This is a genomic window from Kitasatospora dryopteridis, assembly GCF_050749075.1.
Classification (GTDB): domain Bacteria; phylum Actinomycetota; class Actinomycetes; order Streptomycetales; family Streptomycetaceae; genus Kitasatospora.
The window spans coordinates 8,209,431-8,230,507 of sequence record NZ_CP192749.1; the positions used below are offsets into that span (position 1 = coordinate 8,209,431).

Here is a 21,077-nt window from a genome sequence, read left to right on the forward strand (position 1 = left end):
CTCGACCGCTCGGTCGGGCAGCACGTCAGGGGCGCAGTTCCGCCCCCGGCCTTCGGCCGGGAAGTACCCCGGCGCCCCTCATGGCTCGCCCGACCGGCGACAGCGCCTAGCGCGGGACGACTGCGCCGGCGTAGACGTTGTCCGGGGTGGCGACCGCGGTGATCGCCCGGGCGAGCAGGGTGGACGGCTCCTGGCCCTGGCTGCTCACGTCCGTGTTGATCATGATGACCAGGGTGGCCTTCTGCGAGGGCAGGTGGACGGTCACGGTCTCGTAGCCGGGGATGGAACCGTTGTGCCCGATCCACCCGTTGGTCTCGAAGATCCCGAGGCCGTAGCTGGTGCCGGGGAAACCGGTCGGCAGCGTCCTGAGCCGCTGCGCCTGGGTCTCGGGGCTGAGCAGCTCTCCGCCGGCGACGACCTCCGCCCAGCGGTGGAGGTCCTGCAGGCTCGAGATCATCGCCCCGGCCGCCCAGGCCCAGCTGGGGTTCCAGTCGGTGACGTCCTCGACCGCGCCGCTCAGCGTCTGGTCGGTGTAGCCGCGTGCGTGCGGCTCGGGGAACTCGGCCCCGTTCGGGAACAGCGTGTGCCGCAGCCGGGCCGGGCGGAGCACCCGTCGGTGGACGAAGTCGGCGAGCCGCTGGCCGCTGACCTTCTCCACCACCAGGCCGAGCAGCACGAGGTTGGAGTTGGAGTACTGGAACTCCTCGCCCGGCGCGAAGGTGTTCGGGTGCCGGTAGCCGTACGAGAGCACCTCCCACGGGTTGAAGGGGCGCTCCGGATCGCTCTGCAGGTCGTGGATGAAGTCCGGGTCGGAGGTGTACGGGAACAGGCCGCTGCGCATCTCGGCGAGGTGACGCAGCGTGATCCGGTCGCCGCCGGGGACGCCGCGGACGTAGTCGGAGATGGGGTCGTCCAGCCCGACCCTGCCCTCGTCGACGAGTTCGAGCAGCGCCGTGACCGTGAAGGTCTTGGTCTCGCTGCCGATCCGGACGAAGGTGTCGACGGGCATCGGCTCGCGGGTGGCGGTGTCGGCGACACCGGTCGCTCGGACGTAGCACCCCTTGCCCGGCATCCACAGCCCGACGACCACACCGGGGATGCCCGCCTGGTGGCGGACGTCCTCGATCGTCCCGTCCAGACGGGCGGTCAGCTCGCGGCCGAGACCGTCACCCGCACAGTCGTCCCGGTCGTGCCGGTCGGCGCTCGCGGCGTGGACGTCCGTGGCGGGAGTCGCGGTCATGGGGGCCAGCACCGACGCCACGATCAGCGTTGCGGCGAACAGCCGGCGGTAGGAGGTACGTCGCACGTCGGGGCGCCTCTTCCAGGTCACGGGCTCGGACGGCAACACCACCACCGCGGCCCGGCACCGAAGCCCCGGCCCGGCACGCCGCCCGGCGAGTCCACTCGTTCGGAGCCACACGAACGGCCGGGAGTGCGGCGAGTGACGGCCTGACGGCCCGTTCGGCGTGACCGGCGCTCAGGCCGTCCAGGTCCGGAGGACGGCGGCGAGGTCTGCTGCGGTGGAGCCCGGGCGCTTGAGCTCCTCGGCCACGGCGGTCACCCGTTCCTGGTCGAGCCTGACCGCGAGTCCGCCGGTCAGCAGGTAGCCGTGGGCGACGGCGACGGCCACCCGGAGGTTGGAACGCTCCAGCCAGGGCAACCGGCCCAGGGTGTGGGCGAGTGCCGCGGCCCGTGCGAGGGGGCCGTCGTAGACGTCCCGCCCGGCGACCACCGCCCGGTGCCGCTCCACGGCGGCGATCGCCACCCCGTGGTCGACGGGGGCCGGATCGCCCACGCCCGCCCGCTCGGCGACCTCGAGGATCCATGCGAGGTCGACGTGCAGGATCACGCGGCCTCGATCCCGTCCAGCAGGTCGCCGTACTCGTCAAGCACCTGCTGCGCGCCGGCCAGGAAGGTGTGCCGCAGCTTCTCGTTGTCGTCGCGGATCAGCTGCGCCACGTAGTCGTTCACCGGCATGCGGCGGGTTTCCGCGGCGTGCTTGGCCATTTCGGCGATGGTCTCGTCCATGCGGAGGTTCACCTGGGTCTTCGCCATACCGTGAAGATAGCAGGTGATAGCAGAGGTGTGGAGAGCTCCGGAGTCCGCCGCTCCGGGGCTTGCGGAGCCTCCCGCGCGCCGCCGATGCACCCCCGGTCCGCATTGGCCCCGCGACAGCCCCGCCGGGCCCTGGATGTGAAGGTATCGTGCACCTCGTAGGAGGTTGACATGATCGCTGGCCCGGGCTTCTGGGATGTGGAGATCGAGCGAGCAGGCTGGTCGCGCGTTCTGCAGCCCGGCCCTGCCGCCTTCCCGGAGATCCAGGGGCGCCGCACGGTCTGGGGCCGCAACTGCTACGTGCGCGGCCGGGAGCGGCTGGTCATCGAATGGTCGGACCAGGTGACGATATCCGCCGTCCTGCTGAACGGCGGGCCCTTCCCGGTCGACACCGCCGAAGACCTCGCCGCCGCGATAGGCCAGGACCACCGTCCCGACTGGTGACCCCCGGTGGGTCGGGGAAGGGCTCAGTACCAGAAGGCTTTGACGACGGCCCTGCCGTCCGTGGCGGCGCGGTCGTAGAAGGCCCGCATGCCTTCGTGGTGCCGGACGAAGATGCCCCTGACGTCCTCCTCCGCCCAGGACGGGCCGAAGGAGGCGTGCAGACGGCGACCGGCCGATGCCCAGAGGGCGTCGAACGGGACGTCCGTGAGGAAGGCCGAGGCCCGTTGCGTCGCCCCGGGCGTCAGGTGGGCGAAAGGCGGCTGCGCGTCGGTCGGGTGGCGGACGACGTCGCCGCCGTAGACGGGCAGCTCCCATGCCCCGCCTGCGCCCTCGGGAAGACCGGCGGCCGCCTCGTAGAGCTCGTGCACGAGGCCGTAGTCCTTCTCGAAGGACTTCGCGACACCCGCGGCGCACTCGGCGGGGTGGACGTCCCCGCCCCAGGCAGCGGCCATGAACTCCTCCAGCCGGGCGTACTCCTTCCGGACCTCGGACTCCCGGACGGCGCGCAGGTGCATGTGGTGGCTCACGACTGTCCCCTTCGGTGAACGGCCCGGCGTCGGTGGCCGGCAGAACCGGGAGGGTATCCCGGCGCACCCACACCGAGAGCGAACGCGGGCCGCTCTTCGCACCGACGCCCGGTCAGGCGCCCAGCACCGCGATGTCCGAGTCCCCGCCGCCCCGCTCCACTCCGGCCCGGACGGCGCCGGCGGCCGCCTCGACCACGGGCAGCGGCAGGGGGCCGCCCGCCGCGAGCATCAGCCCGAGGTCCTTGGCGAGTGCCCCCAGCGTGAAGTCGGCCCCGCCGTAGTCGCCCTTGTCGAGCCGTTCGCGCTTGGCGGCCACGAGGCGGCCGAAGTGCCCGTCGGCGAGGACGTCCAGGACGGCCTCGCGGGCCAGCCCGAGCTCCTGCCCCAGGGCGACCGCGTCCCGCAGCCCGGCCGCGACCACGCCGAGCCCGAGGTTCGCCACCAGCTTCAGCGCCGACGCCGTCCCGACCTCCCCGGTGTGCCGGACCTGCCCGGCGTGCGACCAGGCCCGCAGGACGGGCAGCGCCGCCGCCACGTCGGAGTCCTCGCCGCCGACCAGGACGGTCAGCGTCGCCGCCCGCACCGCCGGCACCGACCCGAGGACCGGCGCCTCGACGTACCGCAGCCCGGCCCCGGCCGCCTCCGCTGCCAGAGCCCGGGCCTCGCCGGGCCCGACGGTCGACGCATTCACCACGACCGTCCCACCGCCACTCGCGTCGGCGACGGCGGCCCCGCGAGCCACCCCGTCCGGCCCGAACAGCACCTCGCGCGCCGCGGGCCCGTCGAGCACCATCACCACCACGACCTCCGCGGCACCGGCCGCCGCCGCGGGGCTCTCCGCCACCGCCGTGCCCGCGACCCCGCGCCCGGGCGTGCGGTTCCACACCGTCACCCCGTGCCCCTCGGCGACGAGCACGTCGGCGAACGCACTCCCCATCCGTCCGAGCCCGCACACTGCGACCCTCACGGCGCCGCCTCCTCGGGCACGACCGCGAACGCCTCGATCTCGACCAGGAACTCCGGCCGGACCAGCGCCGCGACCTGCACCGCCGAACTCGCCGGGGCATGCTCCGGATCGAGCACCTCGTCCCAGACCGTCCGCAGCGCCGACAGATGGGCGACATCGGTCAGGAAGGACGTGATCTTGACGACGTCCCGCCAGCCCGCACCCGCCGCGGCCAGGCAGCGCTCCAGGTTGGCGAACACCTGCCGGACCTGGGCCACCGCATCGCCCTCGCCCACCAGCTTGCCGCCCTCGTCCAGCGCCACCTGCCCGGACACCGCGACGAACCGCCCGCGCCCGCTCACGACATGGCTGTACCGCCCGCTCGGCGCGACCCCGGCGGGCGCCGCGATCCGGGTGATCTCCGACATGACGTACTCACTCTCCCTCTCGGCAGCCGCACACCCTGCACGGCCGCGCCCGACGCCGCCATCCTCGCCCCGCCAGCTGCTCTGCCGGAAGCGAATATCCGACACCCCACCCATGCGCAGTACGCATACCTCGACGTACGATCGGCCCATGGAACTCGCAGCCCTCCGGTCCTACCGCGAGGTGTGCCGCCAGGCGTCGATCAGCCGGGCGGCCGAGGTGCTGGGCTACACCCAGTCGGCAGTGTCCCGCCAGATCGCCGCACTGGAGCGGCAGTTGGACAGCCCCCTGCTGGAGCGCCACGCGCGAGGAGTACGGCCGACCGCCGCGGGAGCGATCCTGCTCGACCACGCGCACGCCATCGTCGCCCGCGCCGACCGCGCCGCCGAGGAGGTGGCCGCCGCCGGCCGCCGGCGCAGCAGCCGGCTCCGCGTCGGAGCGGTCCCCACTGCGGCCGCGACCCTGCTGCCACGGGCCCTCACCCGCTTCGCCGCCGACGACCCGTCCGTCCGGGTCACCTTCACCGAGGACGTCACCCCGCAGCTGCTCCCCAGGCTCCAGGAAGGGGAGCTGGACGTCGCCGTCGTCACCGACTATCCGCCCGGCCTGCCCGCGATGCCCGGCATCGACCTCGTACCGCTGCTCGACGACCCCCTGCGGCTGCTGCTGCCGCTCGGCCACCGCCTCGCCGGCCGCACCCGAGTCGACCTTGCCGAACTCGCCGACGAGACCTGGGTCGAGGACTACTCCGGCTCCGCCACCCTGCTCACCGGCCTCTGCGCCCGGGCCGGCTTCACCCCGCGCCTGGACATCGACTGCGGCAGCCTGCTCGGCAAGCAGGCCTTCGTCGCCGCCGGCCTCGGCATCACCCTGGTCCCCGACCTGCTCGTCCCGGCGCTGCGCACCGATGTCCTCGTCCGCGACCTCACCGAGCCCCCCACCCGCACCGTCCACGCCGCCCTCCGCCCCCACGACACCCCCGCCGCCCGGTTCGTCACCGCCCTCCGCGACGCCGCCGTGCCCGCGAAGAACGACCTGCCCGCCACGGGAGGCGCATGACGGCACGCGGGCATGCCCGACCCCGCATCCCGAGAGTGCCTGGACGATCACCGAGATGTACTCGGTGCCCACGACGCCCGGTACCCGGCACGCACGTCGATCACGCGGACACGCAGGCCGCCGCCCGACGTCGGGATCGGCTCATCAGAGCGTCAGGTGGGTGCCCGCCCGGATGTGGTCATCGGGCGGACGTGGTAGCCCGGAGACATGGACGCAGGCACCGGCACGGCAGACGGGGGCCGACCTCTCGAGAACACGGGCGACCGTCCGACCGTCGGGGTCGAGGAGGAGTACCTGCTGCTCGACCCGGACAGCGGCCTGCCACTCCCACGGGTCGACGCGGTGCGGGCGATCGCCGGACTCCACCCCGCGATCCATCACGACGAACTCCAGAACGAACTGCTCCAGGCGCAGGTGGAGGTCGCCACCCCGGTCTGCCGGGACCTCGACGAGGTCGGCGGGCACCTGCTGCGCCTGCGCCACGCCCTGGCGCAGGCCGCGGAGACCTCGGGCTGCCGGCTCGCGGCCTGCGGCACCGCCCCGTACGCGCCCTCCGTGCCCCCGGAGATCGTCGACGCCCCGCGCTACCACACCATCCGACAGGTCGTCTCACTGCTGGCCGACGAGGCGATGATCAACGGCATGCACGTGCACGTGGCCGTCCCGGACCCGCAGACGGGCGTCGAGGTGCTCAACCGCCTCCGCCCCTGGCTGCCGGTGCTCACCGCGCTGTCGGCCAACTCGCCGCTCTGGTACGGCTCCGACACCGGCTACGCGAGCTGGCGCACGGTCGTCTTCGGGCGCTGGCCGATCAGCGGCATCCCGCCCCACTTCGCGGACGCGGCGGACTACGAACGCCGGATCGACCACCTGCTGGAGGCCCGGCTGATCCGCGACCGCGGGCAGCTGTACTGGCAGGCCCGGCTCTCGGCGAAGTTCCCGACCGTGGAACTGCGCGCGATGGACGTCCAACTGCGCGCCGACGAAGCCGTCATGCTGGCCGGACTCGTCCGCGCACTGGTCGTCACCGCGATCCAGGACGCCGCCGCAGGGCGCCCGCCGGCACCGCGCACCCCGGAGAGCCTGGAGGGCGCGGCGTGGCACGCCGCCCGGTACGGCCTGGACGACACCCTGCACGACCCGGACACCGGGCTCTCCCGACCGGCCGGAGAGATCGTCCGCGGCATGATGGACCGGCTCGGCCCGGTGCTGGAGGCCCTGGGCGACACCCGCGCTGTGGCCCCGCTGGTCCACCGCCTGCTGTCCGAGGGCAACGGCGCCGACCGCCAGCGCCGGTACCTGGCGGAACACGGGCGGCCCGGCCTGATCGCGATGATCGCGGCGGAGAGCGCGGCGTCCTGAGCCGGACGCGGCATCAGTGACGGCCCGGTTGTGCGGTCCGGTACGGAAATTCGTCCAGCAGGCTTGGAAAGCATCGGCCCTGGGCAGACGTCACTCTGTACCGAGGTCAGAGGAGGCGAGGGTCATGGCCAGGATTCGGATTGCCGTGCAGCCCGGCCGCGGCCGCCCGCGGCCCCCGCTGGACCTCAGGACGCCGTCCGGACGCCCGCTGCCCTACTGAGGGCCTGCGCGGCGCTTCCCGACAAGGCGTCAACGCCGGTGCACGGACTGCGACTGCAAAGCGCGCCAGAACCCGCCGTGGTTTCCGGTCGACCGCGCAGTCGCTCCATCACGCCACGTCACCCCCGCCCGTGCGGCGGGGGAGATTGGCCGACGACCTCCATGTGCCATGGATTTCCCTGCAGTGGGTAGGCGCCGGCCGACAGAGGAAACGGCAGGCAGAAGGTGGACGTGATGCGTTTCCACGATCGGGAGCAGGCCGGACGGGAACTCGCCGAACTGCTCTGCCGGCGGCTCGGCAGTGTCCCGCCCGACCTGCTGGTCCTCGCCCTGCCGCCCGGCGGTGTGCCGGTCGGCGCGGCCGTCGCCGCCGCGCTTGAGGCGCCGTTCGACGTGATGGTGGCGCGCCTCGTCCGGGTACCGGACCGCCCGGAGGTCGCCGTGGGAGCCCTCCTGCCCGGCGCGCCCCCGCACTGGGAGGAGAACGCGCTGAGGACGCTGGGCGTGACCGCGCACGGGCTCGGCGGTACCGTCGCCGACGAGCGGGCCGAGGTCGACCGCTGCGAGGCGCTCTACCGCGGAGACCGCCCGTTCCCCCAGGTGGAGGGGCGTACGGTGATCCTCGTCAGCGACGGCCTCACCTCCGGAGTCGCCGCCCACGCTGCGCTCTGCCATCTGCGTGACGGGCGTCCGGCCGCACTGGTGATGGCCGCACCCGTGAGCGCGCCCCGTGCCGCCGCCGCGGTCCTGCCGGTGGTCGACGAGCTGGTGTGCCTGCACCGGCCCTGGTACCTGCGGGACGTCGGCGACTGGTACGCGGACTTCCACCCGCCCTCCGACCGGGAGGTGCTCGACGCGATGGCAGCCGTGCACACGGTGACCTGACCCGGGCGCCGGTTCGACCTGATGCCCTGCTGCGCAGAAGCCCGGTGGCCCGGCGGCCGGCCGGAGCGTACGGTCGGAGCGGGCGGTCGGGCGGGAGGCCGGCGCCGCGGCACGGTACGGCAAGGCACGTCATGGAGGAGGCCGAGATGGCCAGGCCGGTGTGGACCGGGGTGCTGACGTTCGGCCTGGTGACGGTGCCGGTCGCGCTCTACACGGCGACCGAGTCGCACACCGTGCGCTTCCACCAGTTGGAGCGCGGCACCGCGGACCGGGTCCGCAACAGGCGGGTGAACGAGCGCACCGGCGAGGAGGTCGCGTTCGGCGACATCGTCAAGGGCTTCGAGGTCGAGGACGGCGAGTACGTCGTCGTGGAGCCCGAAGAGCTGGAACAGCTCTCCCCGGGCCGCTCCCGGACCATCGACATCTCCGGCTTCGTCGACCTCGCCCAGGTCGACCCCATCTTCTTCGACAGGACGTACTACCTGGGCCCCAAGGGTTCCGAGTACACCAAGATCTACCAGCTGCTGACCGAGGTGCTGGAGCGCTCCAACCGGGCCGGGCTGGCGATGTTCTCGATGCGCGGCAAGGAGTACCTGACCGCGGTGCGCGCCGAGGGCGGCCTGCTGGAGCTGCACACCATGCACTTCGCCGACGAGGTCCGCGACCCGCGCCAGGAGATCGACGACCTGCCCGGCGGCAGGGCGAAATTCACCGGCAAGGAGCTGGCCATCGCCGAGCAACTGGTCGAGGCGCTCGCCGTCGACTGGGACCCGGAGGCGTACCAGGACACCTTCGAGGAGCAGGTCCGCAAGCTCATCGAGGACAAGCAGGCCGGCCGCGAGCTCACCCTTTCCGCCGGACCGGCCCCGGAGTCCACCAACGTCATCGACCTCATGGACGTCCTGCGCCGCAGCGTGGACACCGCCCGCACCGGCAAGACCGCCACAGCCTCCGGCGGCGACAGCGACAGCGACGGCAGTCGCGGTGGTGGCGGCGCGGAGGCCGGATCGTCCACCTCCCGGGACCGGGCAACCCGGTCCCGCCGGACCCCCAAGGCGGCGGCGGACACGAAGTCCACCTCCACCACCGCCAAGGCCGGCAAGGAGTCGGCCGGAGCGAAGAAGCGCGTCACCGCCGGCGGCCGGGCGGAGGGGGAGGACCTGTCGAAACTGACCAAGGGCGAGCTCTACAAACGCGCCACCAACCTCGACATCCCGCACCGTTCCACCATGAACCGCGGCGAGCTCCAGGACGCCGTCGCCAAAGCCGGCCGCGGCAGTCGCATGCGCGACGCCTCCTGAACCTCAACACTGGTCAGGCATGCGTGGTCGCCGAAGCGAGTGCGAGTCGGGCGTTCCCTGGTCTCCTCGTCCGCTGAGGCGGTGTCGGCCCGGACGGCGGCTGCCTCCAACCTCGTCCGGCCGGCAACATCCGCACCGCCGGCGCCCACAGCAGCCGCTCGGTCCTTCCGCTCGCCTCTCCACCAAGGCCGGACGGATCGGCCCGGCGCGCCCGACCCGGTGGAGCGCCCGCCGACCGACCGCATCGGGTCTACGGCAACGGAGGGAACGGCCCCGCTCCTGGCCGCAATACCGGACAGGGCATCGCCACTCCGCCGATCCCGCTACGAGTCTTCGACCTCGAGGCCGTAGGCCACGACCGCCTGGTGCAGTCCGCCCGGGTACCCGGCGAGGGCCGGGGTGAAGTCCCAGTTTCCGGAGGTGTCGCGATCGAACCGGCCGAGGCGCATCGCAGTGTTGGCCGGGGCGCCGTCGGCCAGGTGCACCACCGCCGGGTCCTGGTCGGCACCCGGTTCGAGGATCAGAGCCGGTCCCGCGAATCCGGCCATGGTCGCGGTCGGGTGGTTCTGGGTGTCGGCCGCGGCGACGATGACGAGCCGGTCGGCGTCGGCGGGCAGTGCGTCGAAGTCGACCATCAGGCAGGCGTTCGCATCGCCGTAGCCGGTGACCAGCCGCACCGAACCGTCAGGCGTCGAGCCGTTGTTGTAGAAAACCAGGTGCTCGTCCGACAGCGCCCTGTTCCCCCGGCACACCAGGGCGGCGATGTCGTACTCCTCCTCACCGGTCCAGTGGAGGAGGAGCCGGGCCGGGTCGGCAGCGACCTCGACACCGGGCAGATCGTCCCCGTCGGCGCCGGCGGCACCATGCCGAGCCGCTGCGAACACCTCGTGGAACCCGTGGTGCTTGAGCAGGCCCACCAGCTCGGCGCCGTTGATCAGCGTGATCGGCTTGCCTGCGACGAACTGGTGCGAGCTCGGCCCGAACCTGCTGGTCGTCACAAGGACGGCCTTGGTCGCGGCCCGATCGTGCTGGAGCGTCCCGTACAGGTCTCGCACGGCGGACGGGGTCACGGTGTCCCGGTACCGCTTCACCTGCACAATCACGTTCCCGCCGCGGAACGGGTCCGAGTCGATCCCGCGTACGTCCACTCCGCCGTCCCGCGACCGGGCAGTGAGCTCCACCCGCATGCCCATGGCCTCCATCAACCGGGCTATGAGCTGCTCGAAGTCGACCGGGTCCATCGCCAAGAGGAGCTGAAGCTCATGCACCCGCTTCGCCATCCGGCCGCGTTCCGCAGTGGTGTCGTCACGGAGGTGACGGAACAGCATGCGCTGCGCGCGACGCTCGGCAGAATCGGGGTTGCTGAGGCGGTGGAGCTTCCGGCTCCGGGACATACGGTGCCCCCTTGAAAGCTGGACGGTTGATGGCACGCGTCACGGTAGGCGCTCGGCTGACGGCGCGTCAGCGATGTCACGCAACTGATCGTTTCGGAAAGAATCTGGCCCGGGAGCTGGGCAGTTGAGGCGTCGCAGTCGCAGTCGCAGTCGCAGTCGCAGTCGCAGTCGCAGCCGCAGCCGCAGCCGCAGCCGCAGCGCCGGCGGTCTCCCACGGCCTACGGGCGGTCGTTGCCGCGGACGGTGTCGGCCGCCTGGACCAGCGCCCGCAGGACGGTCCGGACAGCCCGGCGGGCGGTGCGTTCGGGGCGGTGCAGTACGTCGATGTGCCGGCGTGCGTGCACACCGGCCAGCGGACGGAGGACGACGGCCGGGTGCCGCGGGCCGGTCCACCGGGGCATCAGGGCCACACCGCCGTCGGCGGCGACGACCTCCGCGGCCACCGTGAACTCGTTGATGCGGTGGACGATGTCGAGCTGCCGCTCGGCAGCAGCGCCAATGGCCTCGATGGTGGCCAGCAGCGGGAAGCCGTCGTGGACGGTGATCCACGGCAGACCGGCGACGTCGTGCGGGGTCACCTCCGCGCGGTCGGCCAGTGGGTGGCCGGCAGGGAGGGCAACGTCCAGCGGCTCGTGGAGCAGCGGGGTGACCGCCACGGTCCGGGGCCAGCCCGGAGTGTGGTCGAGGCGGTGCGCCAGTACGAGGTCATGGTCCCGGGTGAGCCGGGGGAACCGGTCCTGGGCGACATCCTCGTCGGCGAGGGCGAGCCTCGGAAAGTCGGCGGTGCCGGCCGAGTGCCGCAGCAGCAGCGGGAAGAATGCTGCGCCCGCGCTGTGGAAGGCGGCGAGCGACACCTCGCCCTGCGGCTGCTCGATGTACCGGTCGACGGCGTGCCGGGCCCGGGCCAGTGCCGCCGCCACGTCGATCGCCGCGTCCGCGAGAGCCCGCCCGGCGTCGGTGAGCACCAGCCGCCGCCCGTCACGCTCGGTCAGTGGCACCGGGACGGAGCGCTGGAGCAGCCGCAACTGCTGTGAGACGGCCGACGGCGTCACCATCATCGCCTCGGCGACGGCAGTGACACTGCCGAGTTCGCCGAGCTCCCGCAGGACCCGCAGTTGCCGTTCGTCCATGCAGACAGTGTAAGCAACACTGTAGGCAGCGCTTAAAGATCCTTTCAGAAGGTCGCCCTTGGCTTCACTGTGTTGCTCGGGCAGCGTGGTGGCCGTGCCTGATTCCCGCCGTACCGACCTGGTCCTGCTGCTCGTGGCGATCGTCTGGGGTTCCAGCTACCTCGCCGCGAAGTCCGCGACCGGAGCCGTCCCCGTCCTCGTCGTCCTGTTCGCGCGCTACGCACTCTCCGCCCTCGCGGCCCTCGCCGTGATCGCGGTCGGTGCCGCGCTCGCCGGCCGTGCAGCCAGTGCCCGCCGTGCCGCGTTCGCGGGCAGCGCCCTTCGTGAGCGCCGCCGCCCGTCCGCACGGTTCCGGCGGGATGAACTGCGCCACGGCTCGGTCCTCGGCCTCACGCAGGCCGCCGTCCTGGCGATCGAGACGTACGGGGTGGCACACACCAGCGCCGCGAACGCCGGCCTGATCATCAGCCTGACGATCGTGCTGACCCCGTTCCTGGACCGCACCGGCGGGCGCGGCCCGCTACCGGCCAGGTTCTTCGCCGCCGCGGGGCTGTGCATCGTCGCCGTCGGCCTGCTGATGTCCGGCACCGGGCTACGGACCCCGGGGCTCGGCGACCTGCTGATGCTCGCCGCCGCAGTGGTCAGGGCCGCGCACGTAGCCCTGGTCGGCAGGCTCACCGCGGGACGCGAGCTGCGTCCGATGCACCTGACGGCAGTGCAGACCGTGGTCGGCACAGTGGTGTTCGCGGTGCCCGCGGCCTCCGGCCTGTCGGCCCTCGCCCACGCGAGCGCATCGACCTGGGGCTCGCTGCTCCACCTCGCCCTGTTCTGCAGTGTGTTCGCCTTCCTCGCCCAGACCTGGGCGGTGCAGCGCAGTTCCGCCAGCCGGGCCAGCCTGCTGCTCGGTACCGAGCCCGTCTGGGCAGTGGCGGTCGGCATCGGCCTCGGCGGCGAACACCTGACCGCCCCTGCCGCCCTCGGTGCAGTGCTGATGGTCGCCGGAACGTACTGGGGCCAGGCCGTCGAACGCGCTCACCGCACCGCTCCGCCTGCCGCTGCCGACAGTCCGACCGCGGCCCTGCCCACCACCTGAGCGACAGGCTGCGGCTACTTCTGGAGAGGAGACAACCCGTCGACCGACTCACCCACCACCCAGCCCGACCTCAGCCGGGGCCGACCCCCGCCGGGCCCGAGTGCTGCCAGGGCGTCAGAAGCGTCAGGAGCGCAGGACGGCGCAGGTCGTGGTGCCGTGGGCGTAGAGCTTGCCGGTGAGGGTGTCGACGATGCGGGCCTCGGCAGTGGCGGTGGTGCGGCCGACGTGGAGGGCGCGGCCCTCGCACCGCAGGGTGGGCGTGTCGGACAGTACCGGTCGGATCATGTGCACGCCCAGCTGGACGGTGGTGTACATGGTTCCCGCGGGCAGGCGTGTCATGACCGCCGAGCCGAGTGCCGAGTCCAGGAGCGTGGCGAGGAAGCCGCCGTGGACGGTTCCCATCGGGTTGAGCAGGTGATCGCCCGGGTCGCCCTCGAAGACGGCGAGCCCCTCGGAGACCTCGGTGAGCCGGAAGCCCAGGGTGCTCATGATCGAGGCGGCCGGCAGCGTGCCCTTCATTGCCGCCTGGAGGATCTCCAGGCCGCTCATGCCGAGGATCTCGGGAGTCATGTCGGGGCGCGGCTGCCAGGTGTGCGTGCGGCTGCGGGTGCTCGGTGCGTCGGCGGGGGCCATGTCGTACGTGGTCATGGCTCGACCCTAGGTGCGCCGGAGACGGCGACGGGAGTGTCGGAACCGGCAGCTCGCGCATCGATTCCGACACGCGGCGACCGGTTAGGGTGTCGGGATGAAAGCAGCGGTGCTCGTCCTGGACGGGGCGTTCGATTCAGGGGTGTCGGGGATTCTCGACGTGCTCCACTCCGCCAATGCGCTGCGCGGGCAGCTGGCCGGGGCGGCACCGCCGAGGTTCGACATCCGCACCGTCGGGGTGCGGCGGCGGGTGCGGACCGGGCTCGGGCACCGGGTGGACACCGAAAGCGTCGCCGAGGCCGAGGACGCGGACATCCTCGTGGTGCCGGCCCTCATGGAGCGCCGGCCGGAGGCATTGGTGGAGGCCGTCGGTTCACCCGCACAGCGGGCGGCGCGCCGGGTGCTGGCGGAGGCCAGGGAGCGGCGTACTGCGCTGGCCACGTCCTGTACCGGCACCTTCCTGCTGGCCGAGTCGGGGGTGCTGGACGGGCTGCAGGCGACCACCAGCTGGTGGCTGGCCCCGGTGTTCCGGGAGCGCTACCGCCGGGTGACGGTCGACGAGAGCCGCATGGTGACGACCAGCGACGGCGTCACCACGGCCGGAGCCGCGTTCAGCCATCTCGACCTGGCCCTGGCGATCGTCCGGATGCGCAGCCCGGCGCTCGCCGACCTGGTGCGGCGCTACCTGGTGGTGGACGACCGGGCCTCGCAGGCCGCGTACACGATCCCCAGCGCGCTGGCCCAGCACGACCCGCTGGTCTCGGCGTTCGAGGAGTGGGTGCGGGTCCGCATCGGGGAGCCGATCTCGATCGCCGAGGCCGCCCGCGAGCTCGGCGTCAGCGAGCGCACCCTGCAGCGCACGGTCACGCGCACCCTGGGCTGCTCGCCGATCCGCCTGGTGCAGAGCCTTCGGGTGGAGCAGGCGGAGCACCTGCTCCGTGCGACGTCGCTCTCCCTGACGGCGGTCGCCCGCCGGGTGGGCTACGAGAGCCCGGGACCGCTCCGCGCCCTCCTCCGTGACCGCCGCGGCCTCGGCGCCCGCCACCTGCGCTCCTGAGCAGCCGGCCCGGGCCGCTCCGGGAGCGCGCCGAGGTCAGGCCCGGACGCCGTGCAGGAGGTTGGTGACCAGGCTGACCGCGAAGTCCTCGGTCACCGGGAGGTTGGGCAGCAGGAGCCGGTGGTAGCAGGCGCCCCAGAGCTGGTCGACCAGGATCTCGGGGTCGGCGTCGGGGCGCAGCTGGCCGCGCTGCTGGGCGCGCTGCATCGCCTCGACGGCGAGCTGCCGCCGGGGGCCGGAGTAGCGTTCGAGGAGCGCGGCGGACAGGTCGGGGTCGGTCTGTGCCTGGCCGATGAGCTCGGCGATCACGCGCCCGGCCGGTGTCGTGGTCACCAGGCGGGCGAAGGCGCGGATCTGCGCGGTCAGGTCCGCCTGGATGTCGCCGGTGTCGGGGAAGGCCAGGGTGGATTCGACGGCGTGGAAGTAGCCGTCGAGGGCGAGTGCCCCCTTGGAGGGCCACCACTTGTAGATCGTCGTCTTGCTGGCGCCGGACCGTTCCGCGACCCCTTCGATGGTGAACGAGGCCATGCCCTGCTCCAGCAGCATCGCTCCGGCGGCCGTGAGGACCTCGGCACGGACCTCGCCGGCCGGGCGCCGTCCGCGTCCGCGCCGTACACGCGGGGGTGTCTCCTGCGCTGGCTCTGTCATCGGCGTACTCCCGCATGCGTGTGGCTGGCAGGCCCCCCACTCTGTCATATGGACGCAGCGTTCACCATCTGCTTATATGGACTAGACGTTCATTTCAAAGCAGACGCGCGGGAGGCACCGCCATGACCGACACCACCAACCCCGACACGACCCGGTCCGACACCGGCAGGGTCGCCCTGGTCACCGGCGCATCGGGCGGCATCGGCAGTGCCGTCGCCCGGCGGCTCGCGGCCGACGGTATGGCCGTCGGTGTCCACTACGCGGGCAACAAGACCGCTGCCGAGGACCTCGTGGCGGCGATCCGTGCGGACGGCGGCCGGGCCGTCGCTGTGGCCGGCGACATCGCGGACGAGGACGCCATGTCCCAGGCGTTCGACGCCGTGGAGGCGGAGTTCGGGGGGATCGACGTCGTCGTCCACACCGCGGGACAGATGATCCTGGGCCCGGTCGCCGACTTCGACCTGACCGCACTCGACCGGATGCACCGCACCAACGTCCGCGGCACCTTCGTGGTCGCCCAGCAGGCGGCCCGCCGCGTCCGGTCCGGCGGCGCAGTCGTCACCTTCTCCACCTCGGTGACCCGGCTCGCCTTCCCCGGCTACGCCGCCTATGCCGCGAGCAAGGGCGCGGTCGAGGCCATGACGCTGATCCTGGCCCGCGAACTGCGGGGCCGCGACATCACCGTCAACGCCGTCGCGCCCGGGCCCACGGCCACCCCGCTCTTCTTCGACGGCAAGGACCGGGAGACCGTCGACCGCCTGGCCGCCCAGCCCCCGCTGGAGCGCCTCGGCACGCCCGAGGACATCGCCGAGACCGTCGCCTTCCTGGCCGGCCCCGGGCGCTGGGTCAACGGCCAGGTCCTCTTCACGAACGGCGGCCTGGCCTGACCGGCCCCCGACTGCGGCCTGGCCTGACCGGCCCCTCCGCCACCTGACCGGCCCCGTCGTCGAACGTGCATGGGTGACCCACAGGGGCGCAGTTCCCCGCGCCCCCGGTGGCACCCGAGGCGTCACTCGAAGCGCGACGTGTCCCCGGCCCCGCGTCGGACGATCTCGGCCTCGCCGCTGGAGAAGTCGATGACGGTCGTCGGTTCGGTGCCGCAGTCGCCCGAGTCCACCACGGCGTCCAGCACGTGGTCGAGCCGCTCCTTGATCTCCCATCCCTGCGTCATCGGCTCGCTCTCGTCGGGGAGGAGCAGGGTGCTCGAGACCAGCGGCTCGCCGAGCTCGGAGAGCAGGGCCCGGGTGACGACGTGGTCGGGAATCCGGACCCCCACCGTCTTCTTCTTGGGGTGCATCAGGCGGCGGGGGACCTCCTTGGTGGCAGGGAGGATGAAGGTGTAGCTGCCCGGCGTCGCCGCCTTGACGGCACGGAACACGTCGTTGTCGATGTGGACGAACTGCCCCAGCTGCGCGAAGTTCTCGCACACCAGGGTGAAGTGGTGGCGGTCGTCGAGCCGGCGGATGGACCGGATGCGTTCGATGCCGTCGTGGTTGCCCAGCCGGCATCCCAGCGCGAAGCAGGAGTCGGTCGGGTACGCGACCAGGGCTCCGGACCGGAGACTGTCGGCCACGGTGCGGATGGTGCGCAGCTGGGGGGTCTGCGGGTGCACGTCGAAGTACTTCGCCATTGGCCGACCTTACGGGATTCCGTGCCGCCGGAGGGCGTGGTTGCGGCTCGGGACACCCGCACGGGTTCCTTCGCCGCCCGGCCGAGGGCTGTCGGAGCGGCCGGGCGCCGGGGGTGCGCTACGCCCGGGCGGCGAGGACGTGGGCGACGGACTCGCGGGTCAGGAAGACCAGCTGGGCGCGCTTGTGGGGCAGGTCGATCTGCGGGCCGAGTTCGAAGCCGGTGCGCAGCACCCGGGCGATCGACTTCTCGTTGAGGGCGTCCGGCTCGGCGACGATGCGCCGTGTGCCGGGGTCGGCGAAGGCGAAGGCCGTGAGGGCGGCGACGAGGCCTGCGGTGAAGCCGGGGGCGGGCTCGTCGTCGGCCGGGGCGATGAGCAGGTGGATGCCGAAGTCGCCGGGCTGGACGGGATAGCACTCGCCGACCGGGTCGTGCTCCGGCTGGTAGGTCTGGAACAGCGCCACGGGCGTGCCGTCGCGCTGGACGATGTAGGCGTGGTGGGTGTCGAGCGAGTCCACGTAGGCGTAGATCTTCTGGACCATCTCGCGGGTGTGACCGACCATGCCCCAGAAGCGGGCTCTCTCCTCGTTCACCCAGCCGTGCACCAGGACGGAGTCGCCGGCCGGGTCCAGCGGTCGGACGGTGACGGTGCCGAAGCCGGGCACGGTCTGCTCGTGGACGGCCTCGGGCGCGGTGGTGGCGGCGGGCGCGGTCATGGTTCTCCTCGTTCTGAAGGGTTGGACGGGTCGTACGGTTCGCACCGCGCCGGCGCACAGGGGACGGACGGCACCGGTGGCGGCGGTCCGAACAGACGTGGTGCCGGCGAGGGGGACCGTCCCCTCGCCGGCACCACGGGTCGTCAGGGCCGCCAGTAGCCCAGTGCGTTGACGTTCTGCTTGGGCAGGGCCAGTTCCTTGCGGGCGAACTGGGTCAGGGTGCGGGTGGTGGCGGTGTCGCAGGCGATCCACACGAAGGCGCCGGCGGGGTCGGTGAGCAGCGGCGGAAGCGCCTCGCGGACCTCGGACACCAGGTGGGCCCCGGCCTCCCGGCGGGGGAGCCGGTGGACCTGGTGCCGTTCCGGGTCCGCCCGCAGCGGCAGCTGCTCGTCGGAGTCGTGCTGGGTCTCCAGCCAGACCGTGGCCGGCACCTCGGGCAGCGCCGCCAGCAGCGAGTTGACGGCGGGAACGGACGCCGAGTCGCCGATCACGAACATCTGCCGGGGCAGCGGGTCCGGCGCGGTGAAGGCGGATCCCTGCACGGTCGCCTGGACGGTGTCGCCCGGTGCGGCCCTCCGCGCCCAGTCGCTGGCGCAGCCGTCGTGCAGCGCGAACTCGAGGCTGAACGTTCCTGCAACAGGGTTGGGATCGACCAGCGTGTAGGCGCGCTGGTGAGGCCTGCCCGCGTTGTCGAACCAGATCCGCACCCACATCGTCGGGTGCACGCCGGTCGCGGCGAGCATGCCTCCGTCGGTGAACCGCACCCTCCGGTAGTGCTCGGTGACCTCCTCGACCGCGGTCACCGTGAACTCGAAGTCCCTGCCCCGCATCAGCTTGAGGACAACGCCCTCCCAGCCGTGCCCCATGGATGACACCCTCCAGCCGTTCGAATTAGGCAAGGCTAACCTATCCCATCGGCGGCCCTCGCCGACAACCCCCGGATGGCACGCGAAAGCGGGGATGCGCAGGTCAGGCGGGTGCCCGCACGGGAGGGGCCGCCGGCGTCGCGGTCGGGCCTTCCCGCGCGGGCGGACGCGGCGTACGAGGACCGTGCGTCAGGGCGTACCGGCGGCGGGTCGGCGGGCGAGGGCGTCGGAGGTCTTCGCCGTGGCGTAGAGGGACACGGCGAGGGTCAGTACGAGGGCGGCCCCCGCGGCGAGGAGGCCGGCCGTGGACTCGGCCTGCGGGCTGCCGGCCTCGGCGCGGGCCGAGCCGCTGAGGAAGGGCACGACGGCGAGCACGGCCAGGCCGAGCACGATCTCTCCCCAGACCACCTTGGGGAAGTGGCGCAGCGTCAGGTGGAGCAGCGAGCCGGTGGCGTCGGTGCGGCGGGCCCGGGCGATCCGCGGCATCAGCCAGAACTGGTTGACGCCGCCGGCCGCGACCAGCCCGGCGACCAGCAGGATCTTGACCAGGAGGACCAGGCCGTAGGTGGTCGTCCAGAGCTGGCCGACCGCACCGACGTGCTTCCAGCTTATCCAGAGGCCGGAGGCCAGGACGGCGCCGACGCAGACCATGGCGACCAGGCTGAAGCGCCGCCAGATGTCCGCCCAGAGCAGGCCTGCGGTGCTGCCGAGGCGGCGGCGGGTGCCGGCGAGGACGGCGAGCAGGGCGAGGCCGCCGAGCCAGACCGTGCCGCTGACGATGTGGACCTGGCCGAGGACGAGGTCGACGACCCGGTCGGCGTCCTTGGGGGCGGTCGCGGGGACGGCGGCGACGAGCGTCACGCCGAGCGCGAGCGGCAGCGCGGTGAACACAAGGGCATCGAGGTGGCGGCGGGCGGCCGGGAGCAACAGGGCGATGAGAGTGCCGGCGGTCAGCAGCAGGACGGCGTTCTGGACGAGGTAGACCGTGCCCTGGGCGATCCAGGCTCCCTTGGCGGCCGGGACGCGGAGGAAGTCCCAGATCCGGTCGGGTGCGAGGGCGTCGGTGAAGGGCATGCCCTTGCCGGCGCGGGCGAGCCGGGCGGCGAGCTGGAAGTAGCCGGCCGCCAGCAGGACGAGGCCTGCCCAGGCCAGGTGGCCGGCGGCGCGGCGGCGCAGCACGGCGGCGTCCTCGGGGGTGCTCTCCGGTGTCCGCAGTGCGGGGCGGACGGTGGTCGCGTAGGTGACGGTGGCGCCGATGGCCCCGCAGAGTGCGAGGAAGTAGCCGGACTTGGTGAGAATCCGCCAGAGCGGAGGCATGGTGTATCCGGCCGCGGTGGCGGCCAGGTGGGCGCTGGTCATGGAGGTGAGGTTAGCCTAACCAACCTCCGTGATGTCCATCCTTCGGTGACGGTCGTTCACGTCACATTCGCCCTGTGGTCGTTGGCGGGAGCACCGGTCCGACGGGTGCAGACCGCGACGGAGTGTTCGGCGTCCCGGAGCGCCGTGGCGGACTGCACGGCGGCCCTGGCCAGGGCGTCGGCCGGCCGACCCGCGAAGCCCGCGATGGCGTCGGCGGGGGCCCGCAGTCGGTGGGTTCCGACCTGCCGACCGCCCCGGAGCCGCGCGGGCGGGGCCGGGGCGCGGGCCGTGGTCGAGCGCCAGGCCGTGCGCCGGAGCGCCACCGGGCGGTCGGCAGCCCTCCGGGTGGGTCAGTGCGGCAGGCCGAGGCCGCCGATGGAACCGAGGAGGCCGGCCGCGCCGAGCGCGCCGGCGGCGGCAGTGTTGGCATTGTTGTCCGAGGCGTCGGTGAGCGAGCTGTTCACCAGGGCCCCGAGCACGTTGGACTGGTTGGCGGCGCTGGCGTTGTTGAGGGCGCCGTCAATGAGTCCTGCGTGTGCCGGGGCGGCGAGGAACAGGGGCAGGCCGACGGCGAGCGCGGCGGCCCCGAGCAGGGAGGATGTCTTCATGCCGGGTCAACGCCGCACGTGCTCGCAGGACACGCCGACGACACCCGGACGGCTCCTCCCCGCCTCACGCCTGCCGGCTGCACCGCGTCAGGAGTGCTCGCGGATGCGCCGGGAAGCATCCGGCCAGGGCCGGGGTTCGACGGCGGCCGGCCCGAGCATCACCTCTTCCTCCCACCAGCCCGCGCCGGACAGCCAGGACTCCAGCCAGGCGGCCAGTGACGGCGAGTCCTCGAACCAGGCGTCCGCCCAGTCCTCGGGCCCGGCATTGGGTTCGAAGAGCAGCACGGGGGCGTCGGGGTGCAGGCAGTCGACGGCGGCGTACATCGCGCAGCCCCGGTCCAGGACGGGGAGCACGCCGCGCGGCCAGTGCGGCGACGGGTCGGCCCGGCCGTGCGCCGGGCCGTACTCGGCCCGGTAGGCGGAGGTGGCCGTCCGGCCCTCGCCGATCAGGGGGAACAGGCAGTACTCCGGGCCGAAGCCGCCGTTCGCGACCTCGGTGTAGAGCCGCCCGAGCAGGGCGGGCAGGCCGAATCCCAGCTGCCGTTCCGCCTCGGCGACGTCCGCATGGCCGGCGGCGGGCGGCAGTGCCCGGGACAGGTTCCGGGCGTGCGCCGCGACTCGGTGCAGCAGGTCGTCGTGGGTGGTCATGCCGGGGATCGTCGCACGCCGCACCGACAGCGGCTGTCGGTGCGGCGCCCTGAGAGG

General features: G+C 72.9%; 24 protein-coding genes. 8 read left to right on the forward strand and 16 right to left on the reverse strand.

The window, feature by feature from the left end; translation table 11 throughout:
* Window positions 1-106 precede the first annotated feature (106 nt).
* The 3 genes from ACQ614_RS37565 to ACQ614_RS37575 form a co-directional block, all read right to left on the reverse strand.
* A complete protein-coding gene (locus ACQ614_RS37565; protein WP_431683620.1) occupies window positions 107-1,306 on the reverse strand; it encodes a serine hydrolase domain-containing protein in 1,200 nt (399 codons plus the stop codon).
* Between the two features lie 171 nt (window positions 1,307-1,477).
* The gene (locus ACQ614_RS37570) at window positions 1,478-1,849 is read right to left on the reverse strand and encodes a fic family toxin-antitoxin system, toxin component (protein WP_431683621.1); all 372 of its coding nucleotides are present in this window, start codon (window positions 1,847-1,849) and stop codon (window positions 1,478-1,480) included.
* Window positions 1,846-2,055, reverse strand: a complete 210-nt coding sequence (locus ACQ614_RS37575; RefSeq protein ID WP_363492857.1) for a hypothetical protein — start codon at window positions 2,053-2,055, stop codon at window positions 1,846-1,848. The genes ACQ614_RS37570 and ACQ614_RS37575 overlap by 4 nt, the downstream gene beginning before the upstream one ends.
* A 171-nt stretch (window positions 2,056-2,226) precedes the next feature.
* Here ACQ614_RS37575 and ACQ614_RS37580 point away from each other — a divergent pair, with 171 nt between their 5' ends.
* Window positions 2,227-2,499, forward strand: a complete 273-nt coding sequence (locus tag ACQ614_RS37580) for a hypothetical protein (protein WP_431683622.1) — start codon at window positions 2,227-2,229, stop codon at window positions 2,497-2,499.
* Window positions 2,500-2,522: 23 nt separating this feature from the next.
* On the opposite strand, the gene ACQ614_RS37585 is transcribed toward ACQ614_RS37580, so the two are convergent.
* From ACQ614_RS37585 to ACQ614_RS37595, 3 genes are all read right to left on the reverse strand, one after another.
* The gene (locus ACQ614_RS37585; RefSeq protein ID WP_431683623.1) at window positions 2,523-3,026 is read right to left on the reverse strand and encodes a DUF1877 family protein; all 504 of its coding nucleotides are present in this window, start codon (window positions 3,024-3,026) and stop codon (window positions 2,523-2,525) included.
* A gap of 112 nt (window positions 3,027-3,138) precedes the next feature.
* Window positions 3,139-3,993: an NAD(P)-dependent oxidoreductase gene (locus ACQ614_RS37590; RefSeq protein WP_431683624.1), complete on the reverse strand. Its 855-nt coding sequence runs from the start codon at window positions 3,991-3,993 to the stop codon at window positions 3,139-3,141.
* Window positions 3,990-4,400: a RidA family protein gene (locus ACQ614_RS37595; protein WP_431683625.1), complete on the reverse strand. Its 411-nt coding sequence runs from the start codon at window positions 4,398-4,400 to the stop codon at window positions 3,990-3,992. Before ACQ614_RS37595 ends, ACQ614_RS37590 begins: the two co-directional genes overlap by 4 nt.
* A gap of 148 nt (window positions 4,401-4,548) precedes the next feature.
* On the opposite strand from ACQ614_RS37595, the gene ACQ614_RS37600 reads away from it, so the two are divergent.
* The 4 genes from ACQ614_RS37600 to ACQ614_RS37615 all read left to right on the forward strand — a co-directional run bounded on the left by ACQ614_RS37600 (window position 4,549) and on the right by ACQ614_RS37615 (window position 9,224).
* On the forward strand, window positions 4,549-5,457 hold the full coding sequence (locus ACQ614_RS37600) for a LysR family transcriptional regulator (protein WP_431683626.1): 909 nt from the start codon (window positions 4,549-4,551) through the stop codon (window positions 5,455-5,457).
* 207 nt (window positions 5,458-5,664) lie between these two features.
* Window positions 5,665-6,819: a carboxylate-amine ligase gene (locus ACQ614_RS37605; protein ID WP_431683627.1), complete on the forward strand. Its 1,155-nt coding sequence runs from the start codon at window positions 5,665-5,667 to the stop codon at window positions 6,817-6,819.
* A 453-nt stretch (window positions 6,820-7,272) separates the two neighbouring features.
* Complete coding sequence (locus ACQ614_RS37610; protein ID WP_431683628.1) at window positions 7,273-7,923, forward strand: phosphoribosyltransferase; 651 nt, start codon at window positions 7,273-7,275, stop codon at window positions 7,921-7,923.
* 146 nt (window positions 7,924-8,069) lie between these two features.
* Window positions 8,070-9,224 carry a Ku protein gene (locus tag ACQ614_RS37615; protein WP_431683629.1) on the forward strand — a complete coding sequence of 385 codons (1,155 nt, stop codon included), beginning with the start codon at window positions 8,070-8,072 and terminating at the stop codon, window positions 9,222-9,224.
* A gap of 323 nt (window positions 9,225-9,547) precedes the next feature.
* Here the strand turns inward: ACQ614_RS37615 and ACQ614_RS37620 are convergent, their stop codons facing one another.
* Together ACQ614_RS37620 and ACQ614_RS37625 are read right to left on the reverse strand one after the other, a co-directional pair.
* Window positions 9,548-10,654, reverse strand: a complete 1,107-nt coding sequence (locus ACQ614_RS37620) for a restriction endonuclease (protein WP_431683630.1) — start codon at window positions 10,652-10,654, stop codon at window positions 9,548-9,550.
* Between the two features lie 182 nt (window positions 10,655-10,836).
* Window positions 10,837-11,748: a LysR family transcriptional regulator gene (locus ACQ614_RS37625; protein WP_431683631.1), complete on the reverse strand. Its 912-nt coding sequence runs from the start codon at window positions 11,746-11,748 to the stop codon at window positions 10,837-10,839.
* Window positions 11,749-11,842: 94 nt separating this feature from the next.
* Here ACQ614_RS37625 and ACQ614_RS37630 point away from each other — a divergent pair, with 94 nt between their 5' ends.
* Complete coding sequence (locus tag ACQ614_RS37630; protein ID WP_431683632.1) at window positions 11,843-12,841, forward strand: DMT family transporter; 999 nt, start codon at window positions 11,843-11,845, stop codon at window positions 12,839-12,841.
* 123 nt (window positions 12,842-12,964) lie between these two features.
* On the opposite strand, the gene ACQ614_RS37635 is transcribed toward ACQ614_RS37630, so the two are convergent.
* The gene (locus tag ACQ614_RS37635; protein ID WP_431683633.1) at window positions 12,965-13,489 is read right to left on the reverse strand and encodes a PaaI family thioesterase; all 525 of its coding nucleotides are present in this window, start codon (window positions 13,487-13,489) and stop codon (window positions 12,965-12,967) included.
* 97 nt (window positions 13,490-13,586) lie between these two features.
* Between ACQ614_RS37635 and ACQ614_RS37640 the strand changes: the two genes are divergently transcribed.
* A complete protein-coding gene (locus ACQ614_RS37640; RefSeq protein WP_431683634.1) occupies window positions 13,587-14,546 on the forward strand; it encodes a GlxA family transcriptional regulator in 960 nt (319 codons plus the stop codon).
* A gap of 36 nt (window positions 14,547-14,582) precedes the next feature.
* Here the strand turns inward: ACQ614_RS37640 and ACQ614_RS37645 are convergent, their stop codons facing one another.
* A complete protein-coding gene (locus ACQ614_RS37645) occupies window positions 14,583-15,194 on the reverse strand; it encodes a TetR/AcrR family transcriptional regulator (RefSeq protein WP_431683635.1) in 612 nt (203 codons plus the stop codon).
* Between the two features lie 122 nt (window positions 15,195-15,316).
* On the opposite strand from ACQ614_RS37645, the gene ACQ614_RS37650 reads away from it, so the two are divergent.
* Window positions 15,317-16,081 (forward strand): SDR family oxidoreductase, encoded by a 765-nt coding sequence (locus ACQ614_RS37650; RefSeq protein ID WP_431683636.1) that lies wholly within the window; start codon window positions 15,317-15,319, stop codon window positions 16,079-16,081.
* A 122-nt stretch (window positions 16,082-16,203) separates the two neighbouring features.
* Here the strand turns inward: ACQ614_RS37650 and ACQ614_RS37655 are convergent, their stop codons facing one another.
* From ACQ614_RS37655 to ACQ614_RS37680, 6 genes are all read right to left on the reverse strand, one after another.
* Window positions 16,204-16,824, reverse strand: a complete 621-nt coding sequence (locus ACQ614_RS37655; RefSeq protein ID WP_431683637.1) for an L-threonylcarbamoyladenylate synthase — start codon at window positions 16,822-16,824, stop codon at window positions 16,204-16,206.
* A 118-nt stretch (window positions 16,825-16,942) separates the two neighbouring features.
* Entirely contained in the window at window positions 16,943-17,539 is a 597-nt protein-coding gene (locus tag ACQ614_RS37660) for a GNAT family N-acetyltransferase (protein WP_431683638.1), read from the reverse strand.
* Between the two features lie 143 nt (window positions 17,540-17,682).
* Entirely contained in the window at window positions 17,683-18,405 is a 723-nt protein-coding gene (locus ACQ614_RS37665) for a siderophore-interacting protein (RefSeq protein ID WP_431683639.1), read from the reverse strand.
* A gap of 189 nt (window positions 18,406-18,594) precedes the next feature.
* Window positions 18,595-19,764, reverse strand: a complete 1,170-nt coding sequence (locus tag ACQ614_RS37670) for a CopD family protein (RefSeq protein ID WP_431683640.1) — start codon at window positions 19,762-19,764, stop codon at window positions 18,595-18,597.
* A gap of 350 nt (window positions 19,765-20,114) precedes the next feature.
* Window positions 20,115-20,372 carry a hypothetical protein gene (locus ACQ614_RS37675; protein ID WP_431683641.1) on the reverse strand — a complete coding sequence of 86 codons (258 nt, stop codon included), beginning with the start codon at window positions 20,370-20,372 and terminating at the stop codon, window positions 20,115-20,117.
* Window positions 20,373-20,459: 87 nt separating this feature from the next.
* Entirely contained in the window at window positions 20,460-21,020 is a 561-nt protein-coding gene (locus tag ACQ614_RS37680; RefSeq protein ID WP_431683642.1) for an SMI1/KNR4 family protein, read from the reverse strand.
* Between the last annotated feature and the right edge of the window lie 57 nt (window positions 21,021-21,077).

Coding starts and splice junctions, on each gene's coding strand:
- ACQ614_RS37640 (WP_431683634.1), top strand. CDS start 13,587: ATGAAAGCAGCGGTGCTCGTCCTGGACGGGGCGTTCGATTCAGGGGTG.
- ACQ614_RS37675 (WP_431683641.1), bottom strand. CDS start 20,372: ATGAAGACATCCTCCCTGCTCGGGGCCGCCGCGCTCGCCGTCGGCCTG.
- ACQ614_RS37595 (WP_431683625.1), bottom strand. CDS start 4,400: ATGTCGGAGATCACCCGGATCGCGGCGCCCGCCGGGGTCGCGCCGAGC.
- ACQ614_RS37660 (WP_431683638.1), bottom strand. CDS start 17,539: ATGACCGCGCCCGCCGCCACCACCGCGCCCGAGGCCGTCCACGAGCAG.
- ACQ614_RS37680 (WP_431683642.1), bottom strand. CDS start 21,020: ATGACCACCCACGACGACCTGCTGCACCGAGTCGCGGCGCACGCCCGG.
- ACQ614_RS37600 (WP_431683626.1), top strand. CDS start 4,549: ATGGAACTCGCAGCCCTCCGGTCCTACCGCGAGGTGTGCCGCCAGGCG.
- ACQ614_RS37605 (WP_431683627.1), top strand. CDS start 5,665: ATGGACGCAGGCACCGGCACGGCAGACGGGGGCCGACCTCTCGAGAAC.
- ACQ614_RS37650 (WP_431683636.1), top strand. CDS start 15,317: ATGACCGACACCACCAACCCCGACACGACCCGGTCCGACACCGGCAGG.
- ACQ614_RS37635 (WP_431683633.1), bottom strand. CDS start 13,489: ATGACCACGTACGACATGGCCCCCGCCGACGCACCGAGCACCCGCAGC.
- ACQ614_RS37665 (WP_431683639.1), bottom strand. CDS start 18,405: ATGGGGCACGGCTGGGAGGGCGTTGTCCTCAAGCTGATGCGGGGCAGG.
- ACQ614_RS37655 (WP_431683637.1), bottom strand. CDS start 16,824: ATGGCGAAGTACTTCGACGTGCACCCGCAGACCCCCCAGCTGCGCACC.
- ACQ614_RS37615 (WP_431683629.1), top strand. CDS start 8,070: ATGGCCAGGCCGGTGTGGACCGGGGTGCTGACGTTCGGCCTGGTGACG.
- ACQ614_RS37625 (WP_431683631.1), bottom strand. CDS start 11,748: ATGGACGAACGGCAACTGCGGGTCCTGCGGGAGCTCGGCGAACTCGGC.
- ACQ614_RS37580 (WP_431683622.1), top strand. CDS start 2,227: ATGATCGCTGGCCCGGGCTTCTGGGATGTGGAGATCGAGCGAGCAGGC.
- ACQ614_RS37575 (WP_363492857.1), bottom strand. CDS start 2,055: ATGGCGAAGACCCAGGTGAACCTCCGCATGGACGAGACCATCGCCGAA.
- ACQ614_RS37610 (WP_431683628.1), top strand. CDS start 7,273: ATGCGTTTCCACGATCGGGAGCAGGCCGGACGGGAACTCGCCGAACTG.
- ACQ614_RS37670 (WP_431683640.1), bottom strand. CDS start 19,764: ATGACCAGCGCCCACCTGGCCGCCACCGCGGCCGGATACACCATGCCT.
- ACQ614_RS37645 (WP_431683635.1), bottom strand. CDS start 15,194: ATGACAGAGCCAGCGCAGGAGACACCCCCGCGTGTACGGCGCGGACGC.